This window comes from Micromonospora sp. RTBAU3-60 (assembly GCF_054963695.1).
Genome location: NZ_JBUEGB010000020.1, coordinates 1 through 21,386 on the forward strand (window position 1 = coordinate 1; position 21,386 = coordinate 21,386).

Sequence of the window (21,386 nt, forward strand, 5' to 3'; positions counted from 1 at the left end):
GTGGTCGACGATCCCCTTGACCAGGTGCTCCAGGGCGGGACGCAGCGCCATGTCAGGCCTGCTCGCCGGACTCGGCACCGGTCTGCTCCTCGGCCTGCGGCGCCTCGGCCGGAGCCTGCGCCTTGGCGGCCTTCTTGGCCGGCGCCGGGGTCTCGGCCAGGCCGGCGGCGGCCTTCGCCTCGGCCTCGTACGCCGCCTTGCGGTCGGCCCGCTCCGGGGCGACCTTCAGCGGCGCCGGGGCCGGCAGGCCCTTGAACTTCTGCCAGTCGCCGGTCAGCTCCAGCAGGCGCTGCACCGCCTCGCTCGGCTGCGCGCCGACGGACAGCCAGTACTGGACCCGCTCCGACTTGACCTCGATCACCGAAGGGTCCTCCTTCGGCTGGTACACACCGACGAACTCGATCGCGCGACCGTCACGCTTGGTGCGCGAGTCGGCGACGACGATGCGGTACTGCGGGTTGCGGATCTTACCCATCCGCAGGAGCCGGATCTTTACGGCCACAGTTGTTTCGCTCCTGTTGCGATCTCACCGGCCCGGTACGGGCGGTGTGCGGGTGAGCGCCGACCGGCACAGTGGGGTTGGGCCGGAGACTGCTCGGTGGACTGGCGACGTGCCCGGGTTAGAGGGCGCCGGACGCGCGCCGGATACCAGCGACCCATTCTGCCAGATCCGGCCCGGATCTCTCACCCCGGACCCGCACGGGAACCCGGAAGTCAACGGCCGGGTGACGTAGGACACCCCTCAGCGCACCGGCGGCCGGTCCCAGCCGGGCGGCAGCCCGTCCGGTACGTCCCATTCTTCTGGCGGGGTGAAGTCGCACCAGGTGCCGTCGAACGGGAACTCGCCCGCCTCGGCGAGGGCGATCACGCGCTCCCCCTCAGCCCGGACCGCCTTCTCGTCGGGCACCCAGTAGTGCTCGGGGAAGGCGAGGCGCTCGACGAACTCCTCCTCGTCCTTCCACTCCCAGCTGAGATCCGGGTGCACCACCACGTCGAGGTCCTGGTCCGTCATGTCGACCCCGGCCACCGCGCCGTCGTCCCAGCGGACGCCGGGCTCCTCCAGGTTGACGTACCAGTTGCTGAACCTGCCCCCGGCGTCGCGGAACCACCAGACGGAGTGGGCCGCGCCGGTGGGCAGGAACTTCAGCACCGGTGGCCCGTTCCACCGCCCCTGCGCCAGCCGGTAGGACGAGGTGATCCACTCTGCGAACGGCACCGCCCGCATACCCAGCCCCGCCTCGGTGACCTCGTGCGCGACCGGCGTGTCCCGGGCGACCCAGAGCAACAGCCCCCGCTCGTCGTCGAGGACCACTCGCGCCGGCCGGACCCAACCGATCCGGCCGTGCCGCACGTTCCGGTGCATGATCAACCGGCCCGACTCGAAGCGCATGCCACCACCCCAGGCTGTCCGCAGGAGGCCCCTCCGCCACCGCAGGCGTTGCGCAGGGGTCCTTCCTTACCCCTCAGTAGGCGCGGGCGAGGATGGCGACCAGGTCCGGCTCGTCCTCGGAGTCCGGCACCGAGCCGTCGGCCCGCAGCAGGCACCGGACGGTGACGCCCTGCGCGTTCGCCTCGGCCTCGCCCTGGACGCCGACCGCCGACCACGGCACCCGGGCCCAGCCGGTGGCCGCCGCCTCGAGCGCCTCGGCCAGGGTGGCGACGTCCTGCGTGCGGGACTCGCGGTTGGCCAGCGCCTGGTCGTGCAGCGCCCGCTGGTCCGCCTCCAGCGCGGCAAGGACCGCGCCGACCACGTCGGCGACCGGCGTGGCGGCCTTCGAGCCGTCCGTACGCCGGACCACCACCGCGTTGCCGGCGGCCAGGTCACGGGGGCCGACCTCGACGCGGACCGGGTAGCCACGCAGCTCGGCGTCGACGGCCCGGCGGCCGAAGGCCGTGTCGGTGCGGTCGTCCAGCGCGACCCGGACGCCGGCGTCGCGCAGCGCGTCGCGGAGCTTGGCCGCCGCCTCGCCGACGCCCTCGCCGTCCTTGACGATCATCACGTACGCCTGGACCGGCGCCAGCTTCGGCGGCACCCGCAGGCCGTTGTCGTCGCCGTGGCACATGATCAGACCGCCGAGCATCCGGGTCGAGGTGCCCCAGGAGGTGGTCCAGGCGTGCTCCCGGCCGCCCTCGGCCGAGGAGAAGCTGATGTCGAACGCCTTGGCGAAGTTCTGGCCCAGCTCGTGGCTGGTGCCCATCTGCAGCGCCTTGCCGTCGCCCATCATGCCTTCGCAGGTGTAGGTGGCGGTCGCGCCGGCGAAGCGCTCGCGGGCGGTCTTCAGGCCGACCACCACCGGGATGCCGAGCACGTTGACCATCAGGTCCTCGTACGCCTCGTGCAGGATCCGCCGGGCGTAGGCGCGGGCGTCCTCGCGGGTCGCGTGCGCGGTGTGCCCCTCCTGCCACAGGAACTCGCTGGTGCGCAGGAAGATCCGGGGGCGCAGCTCCCAGCGGACCACGTTCGCCCACTGGTTGAGCAGCAGCGGCAGGTCCCGGTACGAGTCGATCCACTTGGCCATGAACTCGCCGATCACCGTCTCGCTGGTGGGGCGGACCACCACCGGCTCGGCGAGCTGCTTGCCCCCACCGTGGGTGACCACGGCCAGCTCCGGCGAGAAGCCCTCGACGTGCTCGGCCTCACGCTTGAGGTAACTCTCGGGGATGAAGAGCGGGAAGTACGCGTTCTCCGCGCCGGCCGCCTTGATCCGGGCGTCCATCTCCGCCTGCATCCGCTCCCAGATGGCGTAGCCCGCCGGTCGGATGACCATGGTGCCCCGCACCGGGCCGTTGTCGGCCAGCTTCGCCTTGGCGATCAGGTCCTGGTACCAGCGGGGGAAGTCCTCCGCACGGGGAGTGAGCACGCGTGCCATGAGGGCACATCCTATGCTCCGCCCACGCCGTCGGTGCGCCCGGGAGCCGGCACGGGCCGTGTCGCGCCGGGCCACCCCGGGGACTTCGACCGGAGGCGGGTCAGCGGAGGACGCGACCGCGCAGGACGATGCGGGACGGGGTGCGGACCACGCGCAGGTCGCGCCGCGGGTCCTCGGGATAGACGACCAGGTCGGCGAGGCCCCCCTCGACCAGGCCGGGGAAGCCGAGCCACTCCCGGGCGCGCCAGGAGGCGGCGGCGAGGACGTCCTCGGTGGACATGCCGGCCCGCTCGTGCAGCAGCAGCATCTCCTCGGCGGCCAGCCCGTGGTCGATGCCGCCGCCCGCGTCGGTGCCGACATAGATCGGCACGCCCGCCTCGTGCGCGGCCCGGACCACCTCGGGAAAGCGGTCGCGCAGGGCGAGCATGTGGTCGGCGTACCCGGGGAACTTGGCGCGGGCCTGGTCGGCGATGTGACCGAAGGTCTGAATGTTGATCATTGTGGGGACCAGCGCGGTGCCCTGGCGGGCCATCAGGTCGATCAGGTCCAGGCTGAGTCCGGTGCCGTGCTCCACCGAGTCCACCCCGGCCCGCACCATGATCTCCACGGCCGACTCGGAGAAGGTGTGCACCGCGGCGCGTACCCCGGCGGCGTGCGCGGCGGCGACGGCCGCCGTCATGGTGTCGGCGTCCCAGGCCGGGGCGAGGTCGCCCACCCCGCGGTCGATCCAGTCGCCGACCAGCTTGACCCAGCCGTTGCCGGCGGCGGCCTGCGCCGCCACCGTCGCGGCCACCTCGGCCGCGCCGACCTCCACCCCGATGTCCCGCAGGTAGCGCTTCGGCGGTGCGACGTGCCGGCCGGCGCGGGCCAGTCGCGGCAGCTCCGGGTCGTCGTCGAGCTCCGGGTACGGGTAGGGCGAGCCGGCGTCCCGGATCGCCAGCACCCCGGCGTCCCGGTCGGTGCGGGCCAGCTCCCGGGCCTGGTCGAGGGAGGTGATCGGGGCGCCGCCCCGGGCGATGCCGATGTGGCAGTGGGCGTCGGTCAGGCCGGGCAGCACGAAGCCGCCGTCGGCGACGGTCTCCGCGCCGGGCACCGGCTCGAAGGTGACCCGGTCGCCGACCAGCCAGATGTCCCGGACCTCGTCGTCGGGCAGGAGCACACCGCGCACATGCAGAGCCATGTGCACAGTCCTACCCGATCACTCCTCGTCGGTGGCGAGCGGCCCGGCCCGGTCAGCGAGGGTGCTTGTCGCCCCCCTTGCCGAGCTTGTTGAAGTCGATCTTCGGGAGCTTGAAGCCCGGCGGCAGGCCCTGGGCGCCCGCCAGGTCGCCCGGGTCCAGGCCCGGCGGGAGCTGCGGCATGCCGCCCGGGAAGCCGCCGCCCGGCAGCCCCGCCCCGGTACGCGGCCGGCCGCCGCCCTTGCCGCCCTTGCGCTTGTTCTTCGGCGACTTGGTCGCCTTGCGCCGGCCGGCACCGGGCAGGCCCATCATGCCGCCCATCTGCTTCATCATCTTCTGCGCGTCGGCGAAGCGGTTGAGCAGCTGGTTGACGTCCATCACGGCCACGCCCGAGCCGTTGGCGATGCGGGCCCGCCGGGAACCGTTGATGATCTTCGGGTTGGTCCGCTCGGCCGGGGTCATCGACCGGATGATCGCGGTGACCCGGTCGAAGTGCTTGTCGTCCAGCTCGGCGAGCTGGTCCTTCATCTGCCCCATGCCGGGCATCATGGCCAGCACGTTGGCGATCGGACCCATCCGCCGGACCGCGATGAGCTGATCGAGGAAGTCCTCCAGGGTGAAGGTCTCCCCGCCCATCAGCTTGGCGGTCATCTTCTCCTTCTGATCGGCGTCAAAGGCCGCCTCGGCCTGCTCGATCAGCGTGAGGACGTCGCCCATGCCGAGGATCCGGCTGGCCATCCGGTCGGGGTGGAAGACGTCGAAGTCCTCCAGCTTCTCGCCGGTGGAGGCGAACAGGATCGGCTGCCCGGTGACCTCGCGGACGGAGAGCGCGGCGCCACCGCGGGCGTCGCCGTCGAGCTTGGAGAGGACCACGCCGCTGATGCCGACGCCGTCGCGGAACGCCTCGGCGGTGCGGACCGCGTCCTGGCCGACCATCGCGTCGATGACGAAGATGACCTCGTCCGGCTGGACGGCGTCACGGATGTCCGCGGCCTGCTGCATCATCTCGGCGTCGATACCGAGCCGGCCGGCGGTGTCGACGATGACGATGTCCCGCGCCGCCCGCCGGGCGTGCTCGATCGACGCGCGCGCCACCTGCACCGGGTCGCCGACGCCGTTGCCGGGCTCCGGGGCGTACACCTCGACGCCGGCCCGGCCACCGAGCACCTGGAGCTGCCCGACGGCGTTGGGTCGCTGGAGGTCGGCGGCGACCAGCAGCGGCTGGTGGCCCTGGGCCTTGAGCCAGCGGGCCAGCTTGCCGGCGAGGGTGGTCTTACCGGAACCCTGGAGGCCGGCCAGCATGATCACGGTCGGCGGCTGCTTGGCGAACTGGAGCCGCCGCCCCTCGCCGCCGAGGACGGCGATCAGCTCCTCGTTGACGATCTTGATGATCTGCTGCGCCGGGTTCAGCGCCTGGGAGACCTCGGCGCTGCGGGCGCGCTCCTTGACGTTCGCGATGAAGCCCTTGACCACCGGCAGGGCGACGTCGGCCTCCAGCAGCGCCATGCGGATCTCGCGCGCGGTGGCGTCGATGTCGGCGTCGGTGAGCCGACCCTTGCCGCGGAGCTTCGTGAAGATCCCGGACAGGCGGTCACTCAAGGTGTCAAACACACGAACATCCCGTTTGTCGTCGGCGGGCACAATCAGCCGGCACGCAGACGGCCGGCTACCCGCAAGGGTAACGGTCCCACCTCGCCAGTGCTTCCCGCCGGCCGACCCGAGGGGAGGCTGTGGCCCCGCCACCCGGTCTCTGGATCCGGCCGGTGGCCCGCCGCCCCGGGTAAACCGCCCATCAGGGCACTGGAACTGATGATGTATACGAATCACGTACAGCGGCATAAACCGGCCATCCGCTGGCGATCACGACACGACCAGCCCCGACTGGTACGCGAAGACCACCAGCTGGGCCCGGTCCCGGGCGCCCAGCTTGACCATGGCCCGGCTCACGTGGGTACGCGCGGTGGCCGGGCTCACCACCAGCCGCTCGGCGATCTCGGCGTTGCTCAGCCCCTCGCCGACCAGCCCCACCACCTCCCGTTCCCGGTCGGTGAGGGTGTCCAGTCGCGGGTGCGGGCGGGGCACCCGGGCCGGCCGGGTGGCGAACTCCCGGACCACCCGCCGGGTCACCGACGGGGACAGCAGCGCCTCCCCCTCGGCGACCAGCCGGATCGCCCGGAGCAGCTCGGCCGGGCGGGTGTCCTTGGTCAGGAAGCCGCTGGCCCCGTGCCGGAGCGCGTCGAAGACGTACTCGTCCAGCTCGAAGGTGGTCAGGACGACGACGCGGGTGCCGGCCAGCCCGGGGTCGGCGACGATCCGCCGGGTCGCCTCGATGCCGTCGACGCCGGGCATCCGGACGTCCATCAGCACCACGTCGGGGCGTTCCCGGCGGGCCAGCTCGACGGCGGCGAGCCCGTCGGCCGCCTCCCCCACCACCGCGAGGTCGTCCTCGCTCTCCACCAGGGCACGCAGCCCGATCCGGACCAGGTCCTGGTCGTCCGCGAGCAGCACTCTGATCATTCAGCCTCCTCCAGCGGCAGTGTCGCGTACACCCGGAAGCCGCCGGCGGAGACGGGGCCGGCGGTGAACGACCCGCCCAGCGCGGTGACCCGCTCCCGCATGCCCGCCAGGCCGTAGCCGGCGGTCCCGCGCGGCGGCGCGGCGGCGCCCCGACCGGTGTCGGTGACCTCGACGGTGACCTCGGTGGGCGCGTACCGGAGCCGGACCGTGGCGGTGGCCGGGCCGGCGTGGCGCAGCACGTTCGTCAGCGCCTCCTGCACCACCCGGTACGCGGCCAGGTCCACCGCGACCGGCAACGCGCGGGGCTCCCCGTCGACCTCGACGGTCACCGGCACCCCCGCCCCGGCGAGCCGCTCGCGCAGCTGCGGGAGCTGGGCCAGGCCGGGGGTCGGCGCCCGCTCGTCGGCCGCCTCGTCCCGCCGGACGACGGTGAGGGTGACCCGCAGCTCGTCCAGCGCCTCCTTGCTGGTGCGGCTGATCGCGGTCAGCGCCGCCTCGGCCTGCTCCGGCCGCTTGCCGAGCAGGTGCAGCGCGATCTCCGCCTGCATGTGGATGGCGGCGAGGCCGTGCCCGACCACGTCGTGCACCTCCCGGGCCACCCGCAGCCGCTCGGCGTCGGCCAGCCGGCGGGCCTCGTCCACCCGGTTGCGAGCCGCGCTCTCCCGGCCCAGCCGCACCGTGGTCCCGACCGCGAACGGCACCACCACCCAGGCGGCGGCGGGCATCAGGCCGAGCAGGCCGAGCGACCGGGCGCCCACGAAGACGTGGACCAGCAGCACGGCCAGGGCGAGGCCGCAGGCCACCGCCGCGGGCCGCAGCGGCCGGTACGCGGCCACCGTGTAGACCGCGACGAAGAACGAGATCAGGATCGGCCCGTACGGGTAGCCGAGCACCAGGTACGCCGTGGTGGCCACGGTGACCACCGCCAGGGTGGCCAGCGGCCATCGCCGGCGCCCGGCCAGGGCGAGCGCGGCCACCACGACCAGCGGATACGTCGCCCGGCCGGTGCCCACCCCCTGGTTGAGGCCGGCCGGCCCGGTGCCGAGCAGCCCGAAGGCGACCAGGGCCAGGGCGACCAGGGCGTCGAAGAGCCCGTCGCCCCAGCCGCTCCGGTTCCGGTCCACGTCGTCCCTCCCCGCCAGCCTCAACCGATGTCCCGCCGGCGCAGCAGCACCCCGCCGACCACCGCGAAGGCGACCAGATAGGCCGCGACCACGAGCGCCGCCTGCCCGCCCCCGACCGCCGCCGCGACACCGGGGGTGTCGCCGGGCGCGCCCAGCGCCGCGGCCAGCGACCCGGCGTTCGGGCCCGGCAGCCCCTTCTGCGCCTGGGCCACCCAGTCCAGCAGCGGCGCGGCGATCGCGGCGAGCAGGTTCTGCACCGCCAGCATCCACACCAGCCCCAGCCCGACCGGGAGCGCCACCGACCGCAGGGCGACGGCGAGCACGGCACCGAGCATGGCCCACATCGTCGCGATGAGCCACCCCGCACCGAGCCCGGTGAGCAGGTCGCCGGCCGAGGGCCAGTGCACCGACTGCCCCTCGGCGAGCGCGATCAGCAGGCTGGACACCGCCCCGACCGCGAAGACGGCGAGCACCACGGCCAGCGCGGCGGCGGCGAGGGCGAGCAGCTTGCCCGCGTACACCTCCAGCCGGGACGGGCCCTGGGAGAGCACCGTCTTCCAGGTGCCCCAGCCGTACTCGCCGCCGACGGTGAGCACCCCGAGGATCAGCACGATCGAGCCGAGGAAGACCGGCAGGCCGCCGAGCGAGTTCCCGACCAGCCGGTCGGGCAGCAGCATCGGCAGGGTCCGGTCGGTGTTCGGCCCGCTCGTCCCACCGGCGATGCTGGCGTACGGGAAGACGTAGGTGAAGGTCACCGCGAGGACCAGGGTGATGGCCAGCAGCAGCCAGGTCGCCGGGCGGCGGACCAGCTTGACCAGCTCGGCGCGGAAACTACGCGACATCGGCCGTTCCCTTCTCGATGAGGTCGAAGAACACCTGCTCCAGGTCCCGTTCGCGGGGGCGCAGCTCGCGCACGGCGAGCCCGGCGCCGACCAGCTCGGCGTTGAGCCAGGCGGCCCGCTCCGGCTCGAGGGCCAGCTCCAGCCCGCCGTCGACCACCCGCACCCGCTCCGCGCCGACCAGCGTCCGGACCCGCGCCGCCGCCTCGTCGAGCGGGTCGGCGAGCACCCGCAGCCCGGCCGTGCCGCGCAGCTCGGCGACGCTCCCCTCGGCGATCAGCCGCCCTCGGGAGATCACCCCGACCCGGTCGCAGACCTGCTCGACCTCGCCGAGCAGGTGGCTGGAGACCAGGACGGTGCAGCCGCCGGCGCCGAGCCGGCGGATCAACATGCGCATGTCCGCCATGCCGGCCGGGTCGAGGCCGTTGGTCGGCTCGTCCAGGATCAGCAGGCGCGGATCCTTGAGCAGCGCGGCCGCGACGCCGAGTCGCTGCTTCATGCCCAACGAGTAGCCGGCGTACCGGTCGCCGGCCCGGTCGGTGAGGTCGACCAGGTCCAGCACGAGCGCCACCCGGTCGGCGCCGACCCCGGCGTAGCGGGCGAGCACCGCGAGGTTGTCCCGCCCGGAGAGGTACGGGTAGAAGTCGGGCCCCTCGATCAGCGCCCCGACCCCGGTGAGCCGGCCGGCGCCGGGCGGCCGGCCGAGCAGCCGTACCGTGCCGGCGGTGGGGCGGACCAGTCCCAGCAGCATGCGCAGGGTGGTGGTCTTGCCGGCGCCGTTGGGGCCGAGGAAGCCGTACACCTCGCCGGGGTGGACGGTCAGCGGGAGGTCGTCGACGGCGATCAGTGGCCCGTACCGTTTGGTGAGCCCTTCGGTATGCACTGGCAGGTTCATGCCCCCGAGCGTGCCGCTCACCGGGTCGCGCAGCGTCGCCCCGCGAGCGGCACCCTGCCTACGCTCCAGGACGTATCCGGGTGTCGGGAAGGGGCCCCGTGACGACGTGACGCGTCAACCGGGGCCCGCCTTACACGGCGGCGAGGACGGCGGCCTCGACGCGGGCCCGGTCCGACTCCGAGGGCCAGCCGCCGACCAGGTAGAACACGTCCACCACGTCGGCGCCGAGGGTGGAGATCCGGGCCGCCCGTACCTGGGCGCCGGCCTCGTCGAGGGCGCACGTGACCCGGTAGAGCAGCCCCGCCGCGTCGGCGGCGCGCAGCTCCAGCAGCACCGCGTCGGTGGCCGCCGCGCGGTGCCAGACCACCCGCGGCGCGGCGCCCTGCCCGCGGGCGGCGAGGGCCCGGCCGCGCAGCCGCTGGGTGACCGAGACGTCGCCGGCGACCGCGCGGCGCAGGTCGGCGGTGAGCGCGACCGGATCGGGCGCCAGGCCGTAGCGGGGCTGCACCCGGCACTCGACCAGGGCCCGCCCGTCGACCGTCGAGGCGTCCGCGGAGATCACCTCCAGCCGGTGCAGGGCCAGGCAGCCGGCCACCGTGGCGAGCAGGCCGCGCCGGTCCGCCGCGGCCACCGACACCCGGTCCTCCCCCACGTGTACGACCGGCAGCGGCCCCGCGACCAGCGCCGGGTCCGGGGCGGGCGGGGCCGGCAGCACGCCGGTGTCCAGCGCGGTACGCACCCGGGCGACCAGCTCGGCGACGAGCCGCCCCTTCCAGTCCGACCAGGCGGCCGGCCCGGTGGCGGCGGCGTCGGCCCGGACCAGGGCGTGCAGCAGTTCCAGGGTGGTGGTGTCGCCGACCTGCGCGGCGACCCCGGCGACGGTCTTCGGGTCGGACAGGTCGCGCCGCGTCGCCACGTCGGGCAGCAGCAGGTGCAGCCGGACCAGGTTGCCGATCAGTCCGGCCTCGGCCTCGGGCAGCCCGATCCGGGTGGCCACCGCCTCGGCGATCGGCGCCCCGACCAGGCTGTGGTCTACGAAGGTGCCGGCGGGCTCGTGCCTGCCGGCCCGCCCGGCGGCACCTTCGCCTCCCAACCCCTTGCCGATGTCGTGCAGGAGCGCGCCGAGCAGCAGCAGGTCGGGGCGGTCCACCTCGCGGGTGTGCCGGCTCGCCTCGTACGCGGTCTGCACCAGGTGCCGGTCGAGGGTGAACCGGTGCACCGGGTTGTGCTGGGGCAGGCTGCGCAGTCGGGTCCACTCGGGCAGCCAGCGGTCGACCAGCCCGTACCGGTCGCAGGTCTCCCAGGCGGGCACCAGGCCGGGGCCGGCCCCGAGGAGGGTGATCAGCGCGGCCAGGGCGGCCGGCGGCCAGGGCGCGGGCAGCGGTGGGCAGTACGCGGCCAGCCACTCGCAGGTGGCCCGGGCGATCGGCAGCCGGGTGATGGCCGCCGCCGCGGCGACCCGCAGGGACAGGCTGGGGTCGGGCCGGGCGCCGATGGCGGTGCGGGCGAGGACCAGCTCGCCGTCGTGTTCGACGACGTCGCGGGCGACGGGGCGGCGCACCGGGCGGCCGTCGGCACCACGGTGGCGGCCGGAGCGGAGCCGGTCGGCGGCCCGCCAGGCGTCGTCGAGGGCGTGGCTGACGGTACGGGCGTCCCCGGCGACCCGGCGCAGCAACGCGTCGCCGTCGGCCACCGCATCCCCGCCCGGCGCGCCGGACCCGTCGGGCGAGAGTTGCCGCAGCCCGAGCAGCGCGGCGACGCCGTCGCGTTCCTGGGCGACGAGCCGGTCGACCCGGCGGCCGACCTGCTGGTGCAGCGCGTCCCGGGTGTCGAGGAGCCGCCGGTGGGCGGCGTGCACGGCGGGGCGCAGCGCGTCGGTCACCCCGGCGGTGGCGATGGCCCGCAGGATGCCCACGTCCCGCAGCCCGCCGGCGGCCTCCTTGAGGTCGCCCTCCAGCAGGAAGGCCAGCTCGCCGTGGGTCTCCCAGCGGGCGGCGGTGATCTCCCGCAGGCGCGGGAGCTGCCGGACGGCGGTACGCCGCCAGTGGTCGGTGGCGGTGGACACGAGCTGGTCGGCGAGGTCCGGGTCGCCGGCCACGTGGCGGGCGTCGAGCAGGCCGAGGGCGACCTTGACGTCGTCCTGGGCGACGGAGAGCGCCTCGGCGACGGTGCGGACGGAGTGGTCGAGCCGCAGCCCGGCGTCCCAGATCGGATACCAGAGCGAGGCGGCCAGTTCGTCGATGCCGGGCACCCCGGCGTGCAGCAGCACCAGGTCGACGTCGCCGTACGGTGCGCACTGCCGCCGCCCCAGCCCACCGACCGCGACCAGCGCCAGCCCCGCCCGACGCGGGAACACCGACCGCAACCAGGCGTCGATCGCCTCGGCCCGCGCCTCCCGCGCCTCCGCCCCGATCCCCCCGGGTACGCCGACGACCTCGTTGACCAAGGGGTTCGCGTCGCCGTTCCCGGGGTGTCCGGACGCGTTCTCCTTGATCAACGAGGTCATCGGGGCGTCCTCAAAGGGCGTCCAGGCCGCGCTCGCCGGTGCGGACCCGGACGACCTCCTCGACGGCGGTCACCCAGACCTTGCCGTCGCCGATCTTGCCGGTGCGGGCGGCGCCCACGATGGCGTCGACGATCTTGTCGACCTCCATCTCGTCGGTGAGCACCTCGACCCGGATCTTGGGCAGGAACTCGACCGTGTACTCGGCACCCCGGTAGACCTCGGTGTGCCCCTTCTGCCGGCCGTAGCCCTGGACCTCGCTGACGGTCAGGCCGGCCACGCCGAGGGCGTGCAGGGCCTCCTTCACCGCGTCCAGCTGGTACGGCTTGATGACCGCGGTCACCAGCTTCATGTCCATCCCCTCCATCACAGGAACGTTAACCGGCGACCTTCTCGCTGACCGGCGCGGCGGGCTCGGCCGCCTCCTCGGCGGGCTCCGGGGCCGGCTTGGCGGTGCCGATCCCGGCCATCGCGAACGCGCCGCCGGCGCTGCCGCCGGTGGTGGGCGACAGGTCGTACGCGCTCTCCGCGTGCTCGGCGACGTCGATGCCCTCGACCTCCGCCTCGGCGGAGACCCGGAACCCGATCGTCTTGTCGATCACGAAGCCGAGGGCGTAGGCGACCACGAAGGAGTAGACCGTGACGATCAACGCGCCCAGCGCCTGCTTGCCGAGCAGGGTGGCGTTGCCCCCGACCAGCAGGCCGTCGCTGGCCACCAGGGAGCTCACCGAGGCCGTGCCGAACAGGCCGATCCACAGGCAGCCGATCCACCCGCCGACGAAGTGCACGCCGACCACGTCGAGGGAGTCGTCGTAGCCGAGCCGGTACTTCAGGCCCACCGCGAGGGCGCAGACCGCGCCGGCGACAAGACCCAGCAGCACCGAGGCGGCCGGGGTGATGAACGCGCACGCCGGGGTGATCGCGACCAGCCCGGCCACCGCGCCGGAGGAGGCGCCGACCAGGGTCGGCTTGCCGTCGCGTACCCACTCCACGACGAGCCAGCCGAGCAGCGCGGCGGCGGTGGCCACCTGGGTGTTGATGAAGGCCAGCGCGGTGACCCCGTCGGCGGTCAGCTCGGAGCCGGCGTTGAAGCCGAACCAGCCGAACCAGAGCAGCCCGGCGCCGAGCGCGACCAGCGGGACGTTGTGCGGCTTGGCGCTCTCCCGGGGCCAGCCGACCCGCTTGCCGAGGACCAGCACCAGCGCGAGCGCCGCGGCACCGGCGTTGATGTGCACCGCCGTACCGCCGGCGAAGTCCAGGGCACCGATGTCGCCGCCGATCAGGCCACCGCCCCACACCATGTGCGCGACCGGGAAATAGACCAGGGTGGCCCAGCCGAAGGCGAACACCAGCCAGCCGGCGAACTTGGTCCGGTCGGAGAGCGCCCCGCTGATCAGGGCGACGGTGATGATGGCGAACATCATCTGGAAGGCGATGAAGACGTAGAGCGGGATGCCGGTCTCGCCCCACAGGTCGCTCTCGCCGACGAACGTCTTGGTGCCCAGATACTGCCCCAGGTCGCCGATGAACTTGCCGCCCTCGCCGAAGGCGACGGTGAAGCCGTAGAAAAGCCACAGGATGCTGATGAGCCCGATGGATGAGAAGCTCATCATCATCATGTTGAGTACGCCCTTGGACCGGTTCAGCCCGCCGTAGAACAGGGCGAGACCCGGCGTCATTAGCAGCACGAGCGCAGACGACAGGAGCAACCAGGCGGTGTTGCCGGTGTCGATCTCCACGCTGCCTCCTCTCGGTGTGGATGTCCTCCCTCCGACTGAGTCCTGGCAGCGTCGCCCGTCAGCCGGTTGCGCGGAAGCTTGCTCGGCGGCTGTTTCCTGCACCGACACCGCTCGATTTCGGACGCGTGACGGGTTGTTTCCGGCGTGTGAAGAACGTCGATCATGGCGGAGGAAACGGAAAGAGCGGCCGTTCCGGGGAGGAACCGGCCACTCTTTGCGCGGAGAGCGAGGTCAGCGCAGGGCGTACTCCAGGGCGTGCCGCTCGTAGTCGAGCAGCCGCAGGTCGCGCATCGGGCGGCGGAGGTGGCCCTTGTGCACGATCCGGACGAACGCCGGGTCGCCGGCGGCGGCCATCCGCCGGATGCCCTCGACGTGGTCGACGATCCGCTTGCGGATGGTGCGGATCAGCCGGTGCCGATCGCGCGGGATCAGCCCGTACGCGTCGGCGAACAGCCGCAGCCGGCGTGGCCGGTCGGGGTGCTTCCAGCCGAGGGTGATGGAGTCCCGGTCGGAGAAGATCGGCACCCAGGTCCAGGCCGCGTAGGCCACGTCGTAGATCCGGGCACCGGGCGAGGCCAGGTCGAAGTCGATCAGCCCGAGCGTGCCGTCCGGCCGCCAGATCACGTTGTGCGGGGCGGCGTCGTGGTGGCAGATCACCTCGGTGTCCGGCGGGGGCGGGCCGAACGAGCGCCAGACCGCCCCCGGCGGCGGGTTGAAGCCGTACTGGGCGTCGTGGAACATCCGCAGCATGGTCGCCACGGTCACCAGGGCCTCGTCGGTGACCCAGTGCGGGGCCAGCGGATACTCCCCGCACTCCCCCTCCAGGTACGACAGGACCTCCCGGTTCCGCTCGTCCATGCCGAGGGCGCGAGGGGCGCCGGTGAAGCCGACGTATTCCAGGTGCCGCAGCAGGGCGTGCACCGAGGGGGTCCACGGGCCGGCGTTGCGCCGGACCGTGTCGCCCACCCGGACCACGGTGCTCACGTTCCCGCCGTGTAGCGGGATCTCCTGCGAAGTCACGTACGGTCTCCCGAGGCGCGGCGACGGGTGGCTGGGGTCGCGCCACCCCGCGTAGGCGCGATCGTCAGTCGTCACGTCGAGGCTACGCGTCCCGGGCGAGCGGCTCGGTGCCGAGCAGCGCGTCGACGAACTGCGCCGGCTCGAACGGGGCCAGGTCGTCCGGGCCCTCGCCGAGGCCGACCAGCTTGACCGGGATGCCGAGCTTGCGCTGCACGGCGATCACGATGCCGCCCTTGGCGGTCCCGTCGAGCTTGGTCAGCACCACGCCGGTGACGTTCACCACCTCGGTGAAGACTCGGGCCTGCTCCAGGCCGTTCTGGCCGGTGGTGGCGTCGAGCACCAGCAGGGTCTCGTCGATCGGGCCGTGCTTCTCCACCACCCGCTTGACCTTGCCCAACTCGTCCATCAGGCCGACCTTGTTCTGCAGGCGGCCGGCGGTGTCGATCAGCACGGTGTCGACCTGCGTGTCGATGCCCCGCTTGACCGCGTCGAAGGCGACGCTGGCCGGGTCGGCGGCCTCGGGCCCGCGGACGGTCTCCGCGCCGACCCGGCTGCCCCAGGTCTCCAGTTGGTCGGCGGCGGCGGCCCGGAAGGTGTCGGCCGCGCCGAGCAGCACGGTGTGCCCGTCGGCGATCAGCACCCGGGCGATCTTGCCGCAGGTGGTGGTCTTGCCGGCGCCGTTGACCCCGACCACCAGCACCACCCCGGGCATCCCCACCTTGGGGTCGGCGTTCAGTGACCGGTCCAGCGTCGGGTCGAGGGCGGTGACCAGCTCGGTGGCGAGCAGGTCACGCAGCTCCCCGGTGGACCGCGTGCCGAGCACCCGGGTCCGCTCCCGGAGGCGGTCGACGATCTCCCGGGTGGCCTCGATGCCGACGTCGGCGGTGATCAGGCTGTCCTCGATCTCCTCCCAGGCGTCCTCGTCCAGCCGTTCCCGGCTGAGCAGGCCGAGCAGGCCCCGGCCGAAGACGTTCTGCGAGCGGGACAGCCGGGAGCGCAGCCGGACCAGCCGGCCGGCGGTGGGCTCGGGCACCTCGAGCGGCACCTCGACCACCGGCGGCACCTCCACCACCGGCGGCGGCTCGACCAGGACCCCGGTGGACATCTCCGCCTCGGGTGCCTGGACCGGCGGGCCGGCCAGGTCCTCCTCGGCCCGGGTTTCGACCTCCGTCCTCGGCAGCGGCGGCTCGGGGCGCCGGCGCAGCCGGGGCACCACGAGGCTGAGGCCGCCGATGATCAGCACGCCGAGCAGGGCGATGATGACGAGGAGGTATTCCTTCATGCCCGAAATCCTGTCAGATGCCGGCGGCGGCGTCCCACTCACCGCCTCCGCACGCGGTGGAGCTGCGGGTACGCTCGCCGCAGCCAGGCGTGCCGAACCCGCCGGCCGGGTAGGAGAAGGTGAATCGTTTCCCCTCGGAGGTGCCCGTGCCCAGCTCCCGCCTGCTCATCGGTCCGTTGCTGCGGCGGGTCGTCGGCACGCGGGCGACCGTCTGGGTGGAGACCAGCGCCCCCGCGGTGGTCACCGTCCGCACGGCCGACGGCGCCACGGGCAGCGCCCCGACCTTCTCGGCGTACGACCACCACTACGCGATCGTGGTGGTGACGGGGCTGACCCCGGACAGCGCCACGACCTATGAGGTGCTGGTCGACGACGAGGTCGCCTGGCCGGTTCCGGAGAGCGGCTTCCCACCCAGCGTGATCCGTACCCGGGCGGCGGACGACCGGGACCAGCCGGTGACCCTGATCTTCGGCTCGTGCCGGGAGACCACCCAGCACGCGACCGCCCGGAAGCTGCCCCCGGACGCGCTGGACGCGTACGCCCGGCGGCTGATGGCCGACCCGGACGCCGCCCGGCCCGACCTGCTGGTGCTCCTCGGCGACCAGGTCTACGCGGACATCACCTCGCCGACGGTGCGCCGACTACTCAAGCGGCGCCGGCGCCGGCCGACGGGCGCCCCGGCCATCCAGGTGGTGAGCTTCGACGAATACACGAAGCTCTACCTGGAGTCCTGGCGCGACCCGGAGATCCGTTGGCTGCTCTCCACCGTGCCCAGCGTGATGATCTTCGACGACCACGAGGTGATCGACGACTGGAACACCTCGGCCTCGTGGCGGGCGGACGTGCGCGCGCAGCCGTGGTGGGCGGAGCGGATCCGCAGCGGGCTCGCCTCGTACTGGGTCTATCAGCACCTGGGCAATCTCTCCCCGGACGAGATCGCCGCCGACCCGGTGTACGCCAAGGTCACCGCCGCGGAGGACGCCACCGGGGTGCTGCACGAGTTCGGCGAGCGGGTCGACCGGGAGGCCGATCTGGCGCACGACACCGAGCGCTGGCGGGCTGTGCAGTACCAGTGGAGCTACGCGCTGGACCTGGGGCGGACCCGGCTGGTGATGCTGGACAACCGCTCCAGCCGGGTGCTGGAGTCGGGTCACCGGGCGATGCTGCCGCCGGGCGAGTGGTCCTGGTTCCTCGACCGGGCGCACGGCGTCTACGACCACCTCGTCGTCGGCGCGTCGCTGCCCTGGCTGCTGCCGCCGGGCATCCACCACGTCGAGACGTGGAACGAGCAGCTCGCCGACTCCCCCCGGCCCTGGGTGGCGCGGCTCTCCGAGCGGATCCGGCGGGCCTGTGACCTGGAGCACTGGGGCGCGTTCCGGCGTTCCTTCGACGCCCTGGCCGAACTGTTCGCCCGGCTGGGCAGCGGGACCCCCGCCGGGCCCGGGGCGCGGGTGGGCGCCGGTCCGGCGTACCCGGCGCCGGCCTCGATCAGCGTGCTCTCCGGGGACGTGCACCACTCGTACGTGGCCCGGGCCAGGTTCGCCGACCGGAGCGTCCGCACCCCGGTGCACCAGCTCACCTGCTCCCCGATCCACAACCAGGTGCCGGCGGGGATGCGCCCGCTGATGCGGCTCGGCTGGAATCCCGGGCCGGCCGGGGCCGCCCGCGCGCTGGCCCGCTCGGCCGGGGTGCCCCGCTCGGCCGTGCGGTGGCGGAAGCTGGCCGGGCCGTACTTCGGCAACGCGGTGGCGACGCTGACCCACCGGGGCCGGTCGGCCGAGGTGGTGATCGAGGGCACCACCAGCGACGGCCACCTGCGTACCGTGGCGCGGCAGCCGCTCAGCGAGCCGGCGTGAGTACGCTTCCTCCGTGGACGATCACCTGCCGGAGACCCTGCGCGCGGTGGAGCACGAGCTGACCGCGCTGCTGCGCCGCGGCCGAGCGCTGTCCTGGGAGATCGCCCGGGAGGTCCACCCCAACCTGGAGCCGAACGCGTACGGACTGCTGCTCTGGCTGCGCCGGTGCGGCTCGATCCGGCTCACGGATCTGGCCGCGCGGCTCGGCATCGGCAAGGGCACGCTGAGCCGGCAGATCCACGGCCTGGAGGGGCTGGGCCTGGTCCGGCGCGACCCGGACCCGACCGACCGGCGGGCCGCCCAGCTCAGCCTCACCGAGGAGGGCACCCGCCGGTTCGACGCGGCGCGGGCGGCCCGACTCGGGCAGATCCGGCGTACGATGGAAAGCTGGCCGAAACAGGACGTCGAGGACTTTGCCCGACTGATGCACAAGTTCAACGAGACCTTCTGATCTGGGCGCCCCGGAATACCTTCGGCGCTCACCCGGTTGTTGCTTGAGGCAACCAAGGTCCTACGGTTGCCTGAGGCACCGATCCCCCGACCTGCTCCGGAGGCAATCACGATGACCCAGGCGACAGCGCCCACCCGGGCGACCGCCGGCGACATGACCCACCGGCAGATCCTGGAGGCACTCTCCGGCCTGCTGCTGGGCATGTTCGTCGCGATCCTCTCCTCCACGGTCGTCTCGAACGCGCTGCCACGGATCATCACCGAGCTGCACGGCGGCCAGTCCGCGTACACCTGGGTGGTCACCTCCACGCTGCTGGCGACCACCGCGACCACCCCGATCTGGGGCAAGCTCGCCGACCTGACCAGCAAGAAGCTCCTGGTCCAGCTCGCCCTCGGCATCTTCGTGCTGGGCTCGGTGCTGGCCGGGCTCTCCCAGTCCACCGGTCAGCTCATCGCCTGCCGGGTGCTCCAGGGCGTCGGCGCGGGCGGCCTGACCGCCCTCGCCCAGGTGATCATGGCGACGATGATCGCCCCGCGCGAGCGCGGCCGCTACAGCGGCTACCTCGGCGCCGTGATGGCGGTCGGCACCATCGGCGGCCCGCTCATCGGTGGCGTGATCGTCGACACCGACTGGCTCGGCTGGCGCTGGTGCTTCTACGTCGGCGTGCCGTTCGCCGCGCTCGCCCTGATCGTGCTCCAGAAGACCCTGCACCTGCCGGTGGTGAAGCGCCCGGCGAAGATCGACTGGTGGGGCGCCACCCTCATCACGGCAGCGGTCTCGCTGCTGCTCATCTGGGTCACCCTCGCCGGCGACCGGTACGCCTGGATCTCCTGGCAGAGCGCCGTCATGGTGGCCGGCGCGGTGCTGCTCGGCGCGCTCGCGATCCGGGTGGAGCAGCGCGCCAGCGAGCCGATGATCCCGCCGCGGCTGTTCCGCAGCCGCACCATCAGCCTCGCCGTGGTCGCCAGCATCGCGGTCGGCGTGGGCATGTTCGGCGCCTCGGTCTTCCTCGGCCAGTACTTCCAGATCAGCCGCGGCGAGAGCCCGACCATGTCCGGCCTGATGACCCTGCCGATGATCGGCGGTCTGCTGGTCGCCTCCACGGTGGTCGGCCGGATCATCACCAACACCGGCCTCTGGAAGCGCTACCTGGTCGCCGGCTCCGCCCTGCTCACCGTCGGCTTCGCCCTGATGGGCACGCTGCGGGCCGACACCCCGTACTGGCGGATCGCCATCTTCATGGCGCTGATCGGCCTGGGGCTGGGCATGACCATGCAGAACCTGGTGCTCGCCGTGCAGAACACGGTCGGCACGCACGAACTCGGCGCGGCCAGCTCGGTGGTCGCCTTCTTCCGCAGCCTCGGCGGCGCGATCGGCGTGAGCGCGCTCGGCGCGGTGCTCGGCCACAAGGTCAAGGACTACCTCGCCGAGGGGCTGGCCGGACTCGGCATCAAGGCGTCCAGCTCGGGCAGCGGCGGCACCCTGCCCGACGTGCACACGCTGCCCGCCCCGATCCGGGCGGTCGTCGAGGCCGCCTACGGGCACGGTGCCGGGGACATCTTCCTGGCCGCCGCCCCGTTCGGGCTGATCGCGCTGATCGCGGTCGTCTTCATCAAGGAAGTCCCGCTGCGCCGGCACAACGGCGACCCCCTCTCCGCCGAGATCGAGCGGGAGTCGACCGTCGCGGCCGGCGGCGGCGCCCCGGTGGTCCGGACCGGCATCCAGGAGTGACCCATGAGCGAGCGAATCAGCCAGCTCAGCGCGTCGGTGCCGCATGCCTTCGCCGACGGTAGGGAGGCGACGGCATGAGCGAGCGGAGCGAGCGAATCAGCCAGCTCAGCACGTCGGTGCCGCGTGGCTTCGCCGACCGTAGGGAGGCGACGGCATGAGCGCATCCGTCGAGCGCGAGAAGTACGGCCCGGAGGCCCGGCCGCTGCCGTTCGAACGCGGCACGGACGGCCCCCGGGTGGTGCTGGTCGGCGTGGACGGCACCCGCACCTCGCTGCGGGCCGCCGCGTACGCGGCCGGGCTGGCCCGCCGGCAGCGCTCCGGCCTGGTGGTGGTGTTCGTCAGCTCCCCGGTCCCGTACGCCGGGATCATGACCGGGGTGGTGGCCGGGGCGGTCCAGCAGACCCACGACGAGCTGGCCGCCGAACTGCGCGCCGAGTGCCGGCGCGGCGCCGAGGAACTGGGCCTGCCGGTCACCTTCCTCTGCCGGCGCGGGGACGCGTACACCGAACTCTGCGCGGCGGCCGACGAGACCCGCGCGGACCTGGTGGTGGTCGGGGCGTCCGAGCAGGCCGGGCACCGCCTGGTCGGCTCGGTCGCCACCCGCCTGGTGCGGGCCGGCCGCTGGCCCGTCGTGGTGGTGCCCTGACGGAAGGCCCCCTCCTGACGCGTGGCGTGGTGAAGGGGCTCCTCCGCAACGCCGCGTAATCGGGTCGCCGGTGCCGGACGCGCTCGCCAGGATGGCGGGCATGACCTGGAGAGCACCGGAGATCACCCGGAAGAACGAGCCCTACGTCGGCGACGAGCGCACCATGCTCGAAGGCTGGCTCGACTACCACCGCGACACCCTGCTGCTGAAGTGTGCGGGCCTGACCGCCGAGCAGTTGAAGACCCCGAGCGTCGAGCCGTCCGGCCTCACCCTGCTCGGCCTCGTCCGGCATCTGACCGAGGTCGAGCGCTGGTGGTTCCGGATCCGGGCCGCCGGCCAGCCGCTCGACAGCGTCTACTGCACCGACGCCTCCCCGGACGGGGACCTGGACGACGTCGCCGACGCCGACGCGGCGGCCGACTTCGCCGCCTACGCCGCCGAGGTCGAGGCCGCCCGGCAGGCCGCCGCCGCCCTCACCCTGGATCAGACGTTCACCCGCCGACGCCGGGACGGCAGCGCCGACGAGATGAACGTCCGCTGGGTGTACGTCCACCTGATCGAGGAGTACGCCCGGCACAACGGGCACGCCGACCTGATCCGGGAGCGGATCGACGGCGTCACCGGCGACTGATCCGCGCGCTCCTTCCCCCGACCGGCCAGCGGCACCGGACGAACAGCTCTCATGATCTTGGCCAACCGTCCACAGTCCGCCGCCACCGGCAACCCACCGCGGCG

The 21,386-nt window shown here is 73.4% G+C and carries 20 protein-coding genes and 1 pseudogene; 5 read left to right on the plus strand and 16 right to left on the minus strand.

Features of this window, described 5'->3' with window-relative positions; translation table 11 throughout:
- The 16 genes and pseudogenes from ACY34I_RS20530 to ACY34I_RS20605 form a co-directional block, all read right to left on the minus strand.
- Nucleotides 1-78: pseudogene (locus ACY34I_RS20530) on the minus strand (RNA-binding protein); the annotation flags it as partial.
- Entirely contained in the window at nt 53-502 is a 450-nt protein-coding gene (gene rpsP, locus ACY34I_RS20535; RefSeq protein WP_148794875.1) for a 30S ribosomal protein S16, read from the minus strand. The pseudogene ACY34I_RS20530 and the gene rpsP, both read right to left, overlap by 26 nt.
- Before the next feature lie 240 nt (nt 503-742).
- The gene (locus tag ACY34I_RS20540) at nt 743-1,390 is read right to left on the minus strand and encodes a ribonuclease FAU-1 family protein (protein WP_462756611.1); all 648 of its coding nucleotides are present in this window, start codon (nt 1,388-1,390) and stop codon (nt 743-745) included.
- 73 nt (nt 1,391-1,463) lie between these two features.
- Entirely contained in the window at nt 1,464-2,870 is a 1,407-nt protein-coding gene (gene proS, locus ACY34I_RS20545) for a proline--tRNA ligase (RefSeq protein WP_462756612.1), read from the minus strand.
- A 100-nt stretch (nt 2,871-2,970) separates the two neighbouring features.
- Nucleotides 2,971-4,050 carry an amidohydrolase family protein gene (locus ACY34I_RS20550; RefSeq protein WP_148794869.1) on the minus strand — a complete coding sequence of 360 codons (1,080 nt, stop codon included), beginning with the start codon at nt 4,048-4,050 and terminating at the stop codon, nt 2,971-2,973.
- Nucleotides 4,051-4,102: 52 nt separating this feature from the next.
- Complete coding sequence (gene ffh / locus ACY34I_RS20555; protein WP_462756614.1) at nt 4,103-5,659, minus strand: signal recognition particle protein; 1,557 nt, start codon at nt 5,657-5,659, stop codon at nt 4,103-4,105.
- A gap of 249 nt (nt 5,660-5,908) precedes the next feature.
- Complete coding sequence (locus tag ACY34I_RS20560) at nt 5,909-6,565, minus strand: response regulator transcription factor (RefSeq protein WP_148794865.1); 657 nt, start codon at nt 6,563-6,565, stop codon at nt 5,909-5,911.
- A complete protein-coding gene (locus tag ACY34I_RS20565; protein ID WP_462756615.1) occupies nt 6,562-7,689 on the minus strand; it encodes a sensor histidine kinase in 1,128 nt (375 codons plus the stop codon). The genes ACY34I_RS20560 and ACY34I_RS20565 overlap by 4 nt, the downstream gene beginning before the upstream one ends.
- Before the next feature lie 20 nt (nt 7,690-7,709).
- Nucleotides 7,710-8,531: an ABC transporter permease subunit gene (locus ACY34I_RS20570; RefSeq protein ID WP_462756616.1), complete on the minus strand. Its 822-nt coding sequence runs from the start codon at nt 8,529-8,531 to the stop codon at nt 7,710-7,712.
- A complete protein-coding gene (locus tag ACY34I_RS20575) occupies nt 8,521-9,423 on the minus strand; it encodes an ABC transporter ATP-binding protein (protein ID WP_462756617.1) in 903 nt (300 codons plus the stop codon). Before ACY34I_RS20575 ends, ACY34I_RS20570 begins: the two co-directional genes overlap by 11 nt.
- Before the next feature lie 130 nt (nt 9,424-9,553).
- Nucleotides 9,554-11,929, minus strand: coding sequence for a [protein-PII] uridylyltransferase (locus ACY34I_RS20580; protein WP_462756618.1), 2,376 nt, complete (start codon nt 11,927-11,929; stop codon nt 9,554-9,556).
- 10 nt (nt 11,930-11,939) lie between these two features.
- On the minus strand, nt 11,940-12,278 hold the full coding sequence (locus ACY34I_RS20585) for a P-II family nitrogen regulator (RefSeq protein WP_187413387.1): 339 nt from the start codon (nt 12,276-12,278) through the stop codon (nt 11,940-11,942).
- A 25-nt stretch (nt 12,279-12,303) separates the two neighbouring features.
- Nucleotides 12,304-13,665, minus strand: coding sequence for an ammonium transporter (locus tag ACY34I_RS20590; protein ID WP_462756619.1), 1,362 nt, complete (start codon nt 13,663-13,665; stop codon nt 12,304-12,306).
- Nucleotides 13,666-13,896: 231 nt separating this feature from the next.
- Entirely contained in the window at nt 13,897-14,760 is an 864-nt protein-coding gene (locus ACY34I_RS20595; protein WP_462756620.1) for a phosphotransferase, read from the minus strand.
- 7 nt (nt 14,761-14,767) lie between these two features.
- Complete coding sequence (gene ftsY, locus ACY34I_RS20600) at nt 14,768-15,967, minus strand: signal recognition particle-docking protein FtsY (RefSeq protein ID WP_148794851.1); 1,200 nt, start codon at nt 15,965-15,967, stop codon at nt 14,768-14,770.
- Between the two features lie 13 nt (nt 15,968-15,980).
- Entirely contained in the window at nt 15,981-16,136 is a 156-nt protein-coding gene (locus tag ACY34I_RS20605; protein ID WP_462756622.1) for a hypothetical protein, read from the minus strand.
- Between ACY34I_RS20605 and ACY34I_RS20610 the strand changes: the two genes are divergently transcribed.
- From ACY34I_RS20610 to ACY34I_RS20630, 5 genes are all read left to right on the plus strand, one after another.
- A complete protein-coding gene (locus ACY34I_RS20610; protein ID WP_462756623.1) occupies nt 16,114-17,823 on the plus strand; it encodes an alkaline phosphatase D family protein in 1,710 nt (569 codons plus the stop codon). The genes ACY34I_RS20605 and ACY34I_RS20610 overlap by 23 nt on opposite strands.
- Before the next feature lie 13 nt (nt 17,824-17,836).
- Nucleotides 17,837-18,274, plus strand: a complete 438-nt coding sequence (locus tag ACY34I_RS20615) for a MarR family winged helix-turn-helix transcriptional regulator (protein ID WP_255471799.1) — start codon at nt 17,837-17,839, stop codon at nt 18,272-18,274.
- A gap of 111 nt (nt 18,275-18,385) precedes the next feature.
- A complete protein-coding gene (locus ACY34I_RS20620; RefSeq protein WP_148794847.1) occupies nt 18,386-20,005 on the plus strand; it encodes an MFS transporter in 1,620 nt (539 codons plus the stop codon).
- A gap of 154 nt (nt 20,006-20,159) precedes the next feature.
- Nucleotides 20,160-20,651 carry a universal stress protein gene (locus ACY34I_RS20625; RefSeq protein ID WP_148794845.1) on the plus strand — a complete coding sequence of 164 codons (492 nt, stop codon included), beginning with the start codon at nt 20,160-20,162 and terminating at the stop codon, nt 20,649-20,651.
- 100 nt (nt 20,652-20,751) lie between these two features.
- Nucleotides 20,752-21,282 carry a DinB family protein gene (locus ACY34I_RS20630; protein WP_462756625.1) on the plus strand — a complete coding sequence of 177 codons (531 nt, stop codon included), beginning with the start codon at nt 20,752-20,754 and terminating at the stop codon, nt 21,280-21,282.
- Nucleotides 21,283-21,386: the final 104 nt, after the last annotated feature.

Bases quoted from the DNA above. Each gene is read 5' to 3' on its own strand.
- ACY34I_RS20540 (WP_462756611.1), bottom strand. From the start codon at position 1,390: ATGCGCTTCGAGTCGGGCCGGTTGATCATGCACCGGAACGTGCGGCAC.
- proS (WP_462756612.1), bottom strand. From the start codon at position 2,870: ATGGCACGCGTGCTCACTCCCCGTGCGGAGGACTTCCCCCGCTGGTAC.
- ACY34I_RS20550 (WP_148794869.1), bottom strand. From the start codon at position 4,050: ATGGCTCTGCATGTGCGCGGTGTGCTCCTGCCCGACGACGAGGTCCGG.
- ACY34I_RS20560 (WP_148794865.1), bottom strand. From the start codon at position 6,565: ATGATCAGAGTGCTGCTCGCGGACGACCAGGACCTGGTCCGGATCGGG.
- ACY34I_RS20570 (WP_462756616.1), bottom strand. From the start codon at position 8,531: ATGTCGCGTAGTTTCCGCGCCGAGCTGGTCAAGCTGGTCCGCCGCCCG.
- ACY34I_RS20575 (WP_462756617.1), bottom strand. From the start codon at position 9,423: ATGAACCTGCCAGTGCATACCGAAGGGCTCACCAAACGGTACGGGCCA.
- ACY34I_RS20580 (WP_462756618.1), bottom strand. From the start codon at position 11,929: ATGACCTCGTTGATCAAGGAGAACGCGTCCGGACACCCCGGGAACGGC.
- ACY34I_RS20585 (WP_187413387.1), bottom strand. From the start codon at position 12,278: ATGAAGCTGGTGACCGCGGTCATCAAGCCGTACCAGCTGGACGCGGTG.
- ftsY (WP_148794851.1), bottom strand. From the start codon at position 15,967: ATGAAGGAATACCTCCTCGTCATCATCGCCCTGCTCGGCGTGCTGATC.
- ACY34I_RS20605 (WP_462756622.1), bottom strand. From the start codon at position 16,136: ATGAGCAGGCGGGAGCTGGGCACGGGCACCTCCGAGGGGAAACGATTC.
- ACY34I_RS20620 (WP_148794847.1), top strand. From the start codon at position 18,386: ATGACCCAGGCGACAGCGCCCACCCGGGCGACCGCCGGCGACATGACC.
- ACY34I_RS20625 (WP_148794845.1), top strand. From the start codon at position 20,160: ATGAGCGCATCCGTCGAGCGCGAGAAGTACGGCCCGGAGGCCCGGCCG.
- ACY34I_RS20630 (WP_462756625.1), top strand. From the start codon at position 20,752: ATGACCTGGAGAGCACCGGAGATCACCCGGAAGAACGAGCCCTACGTC.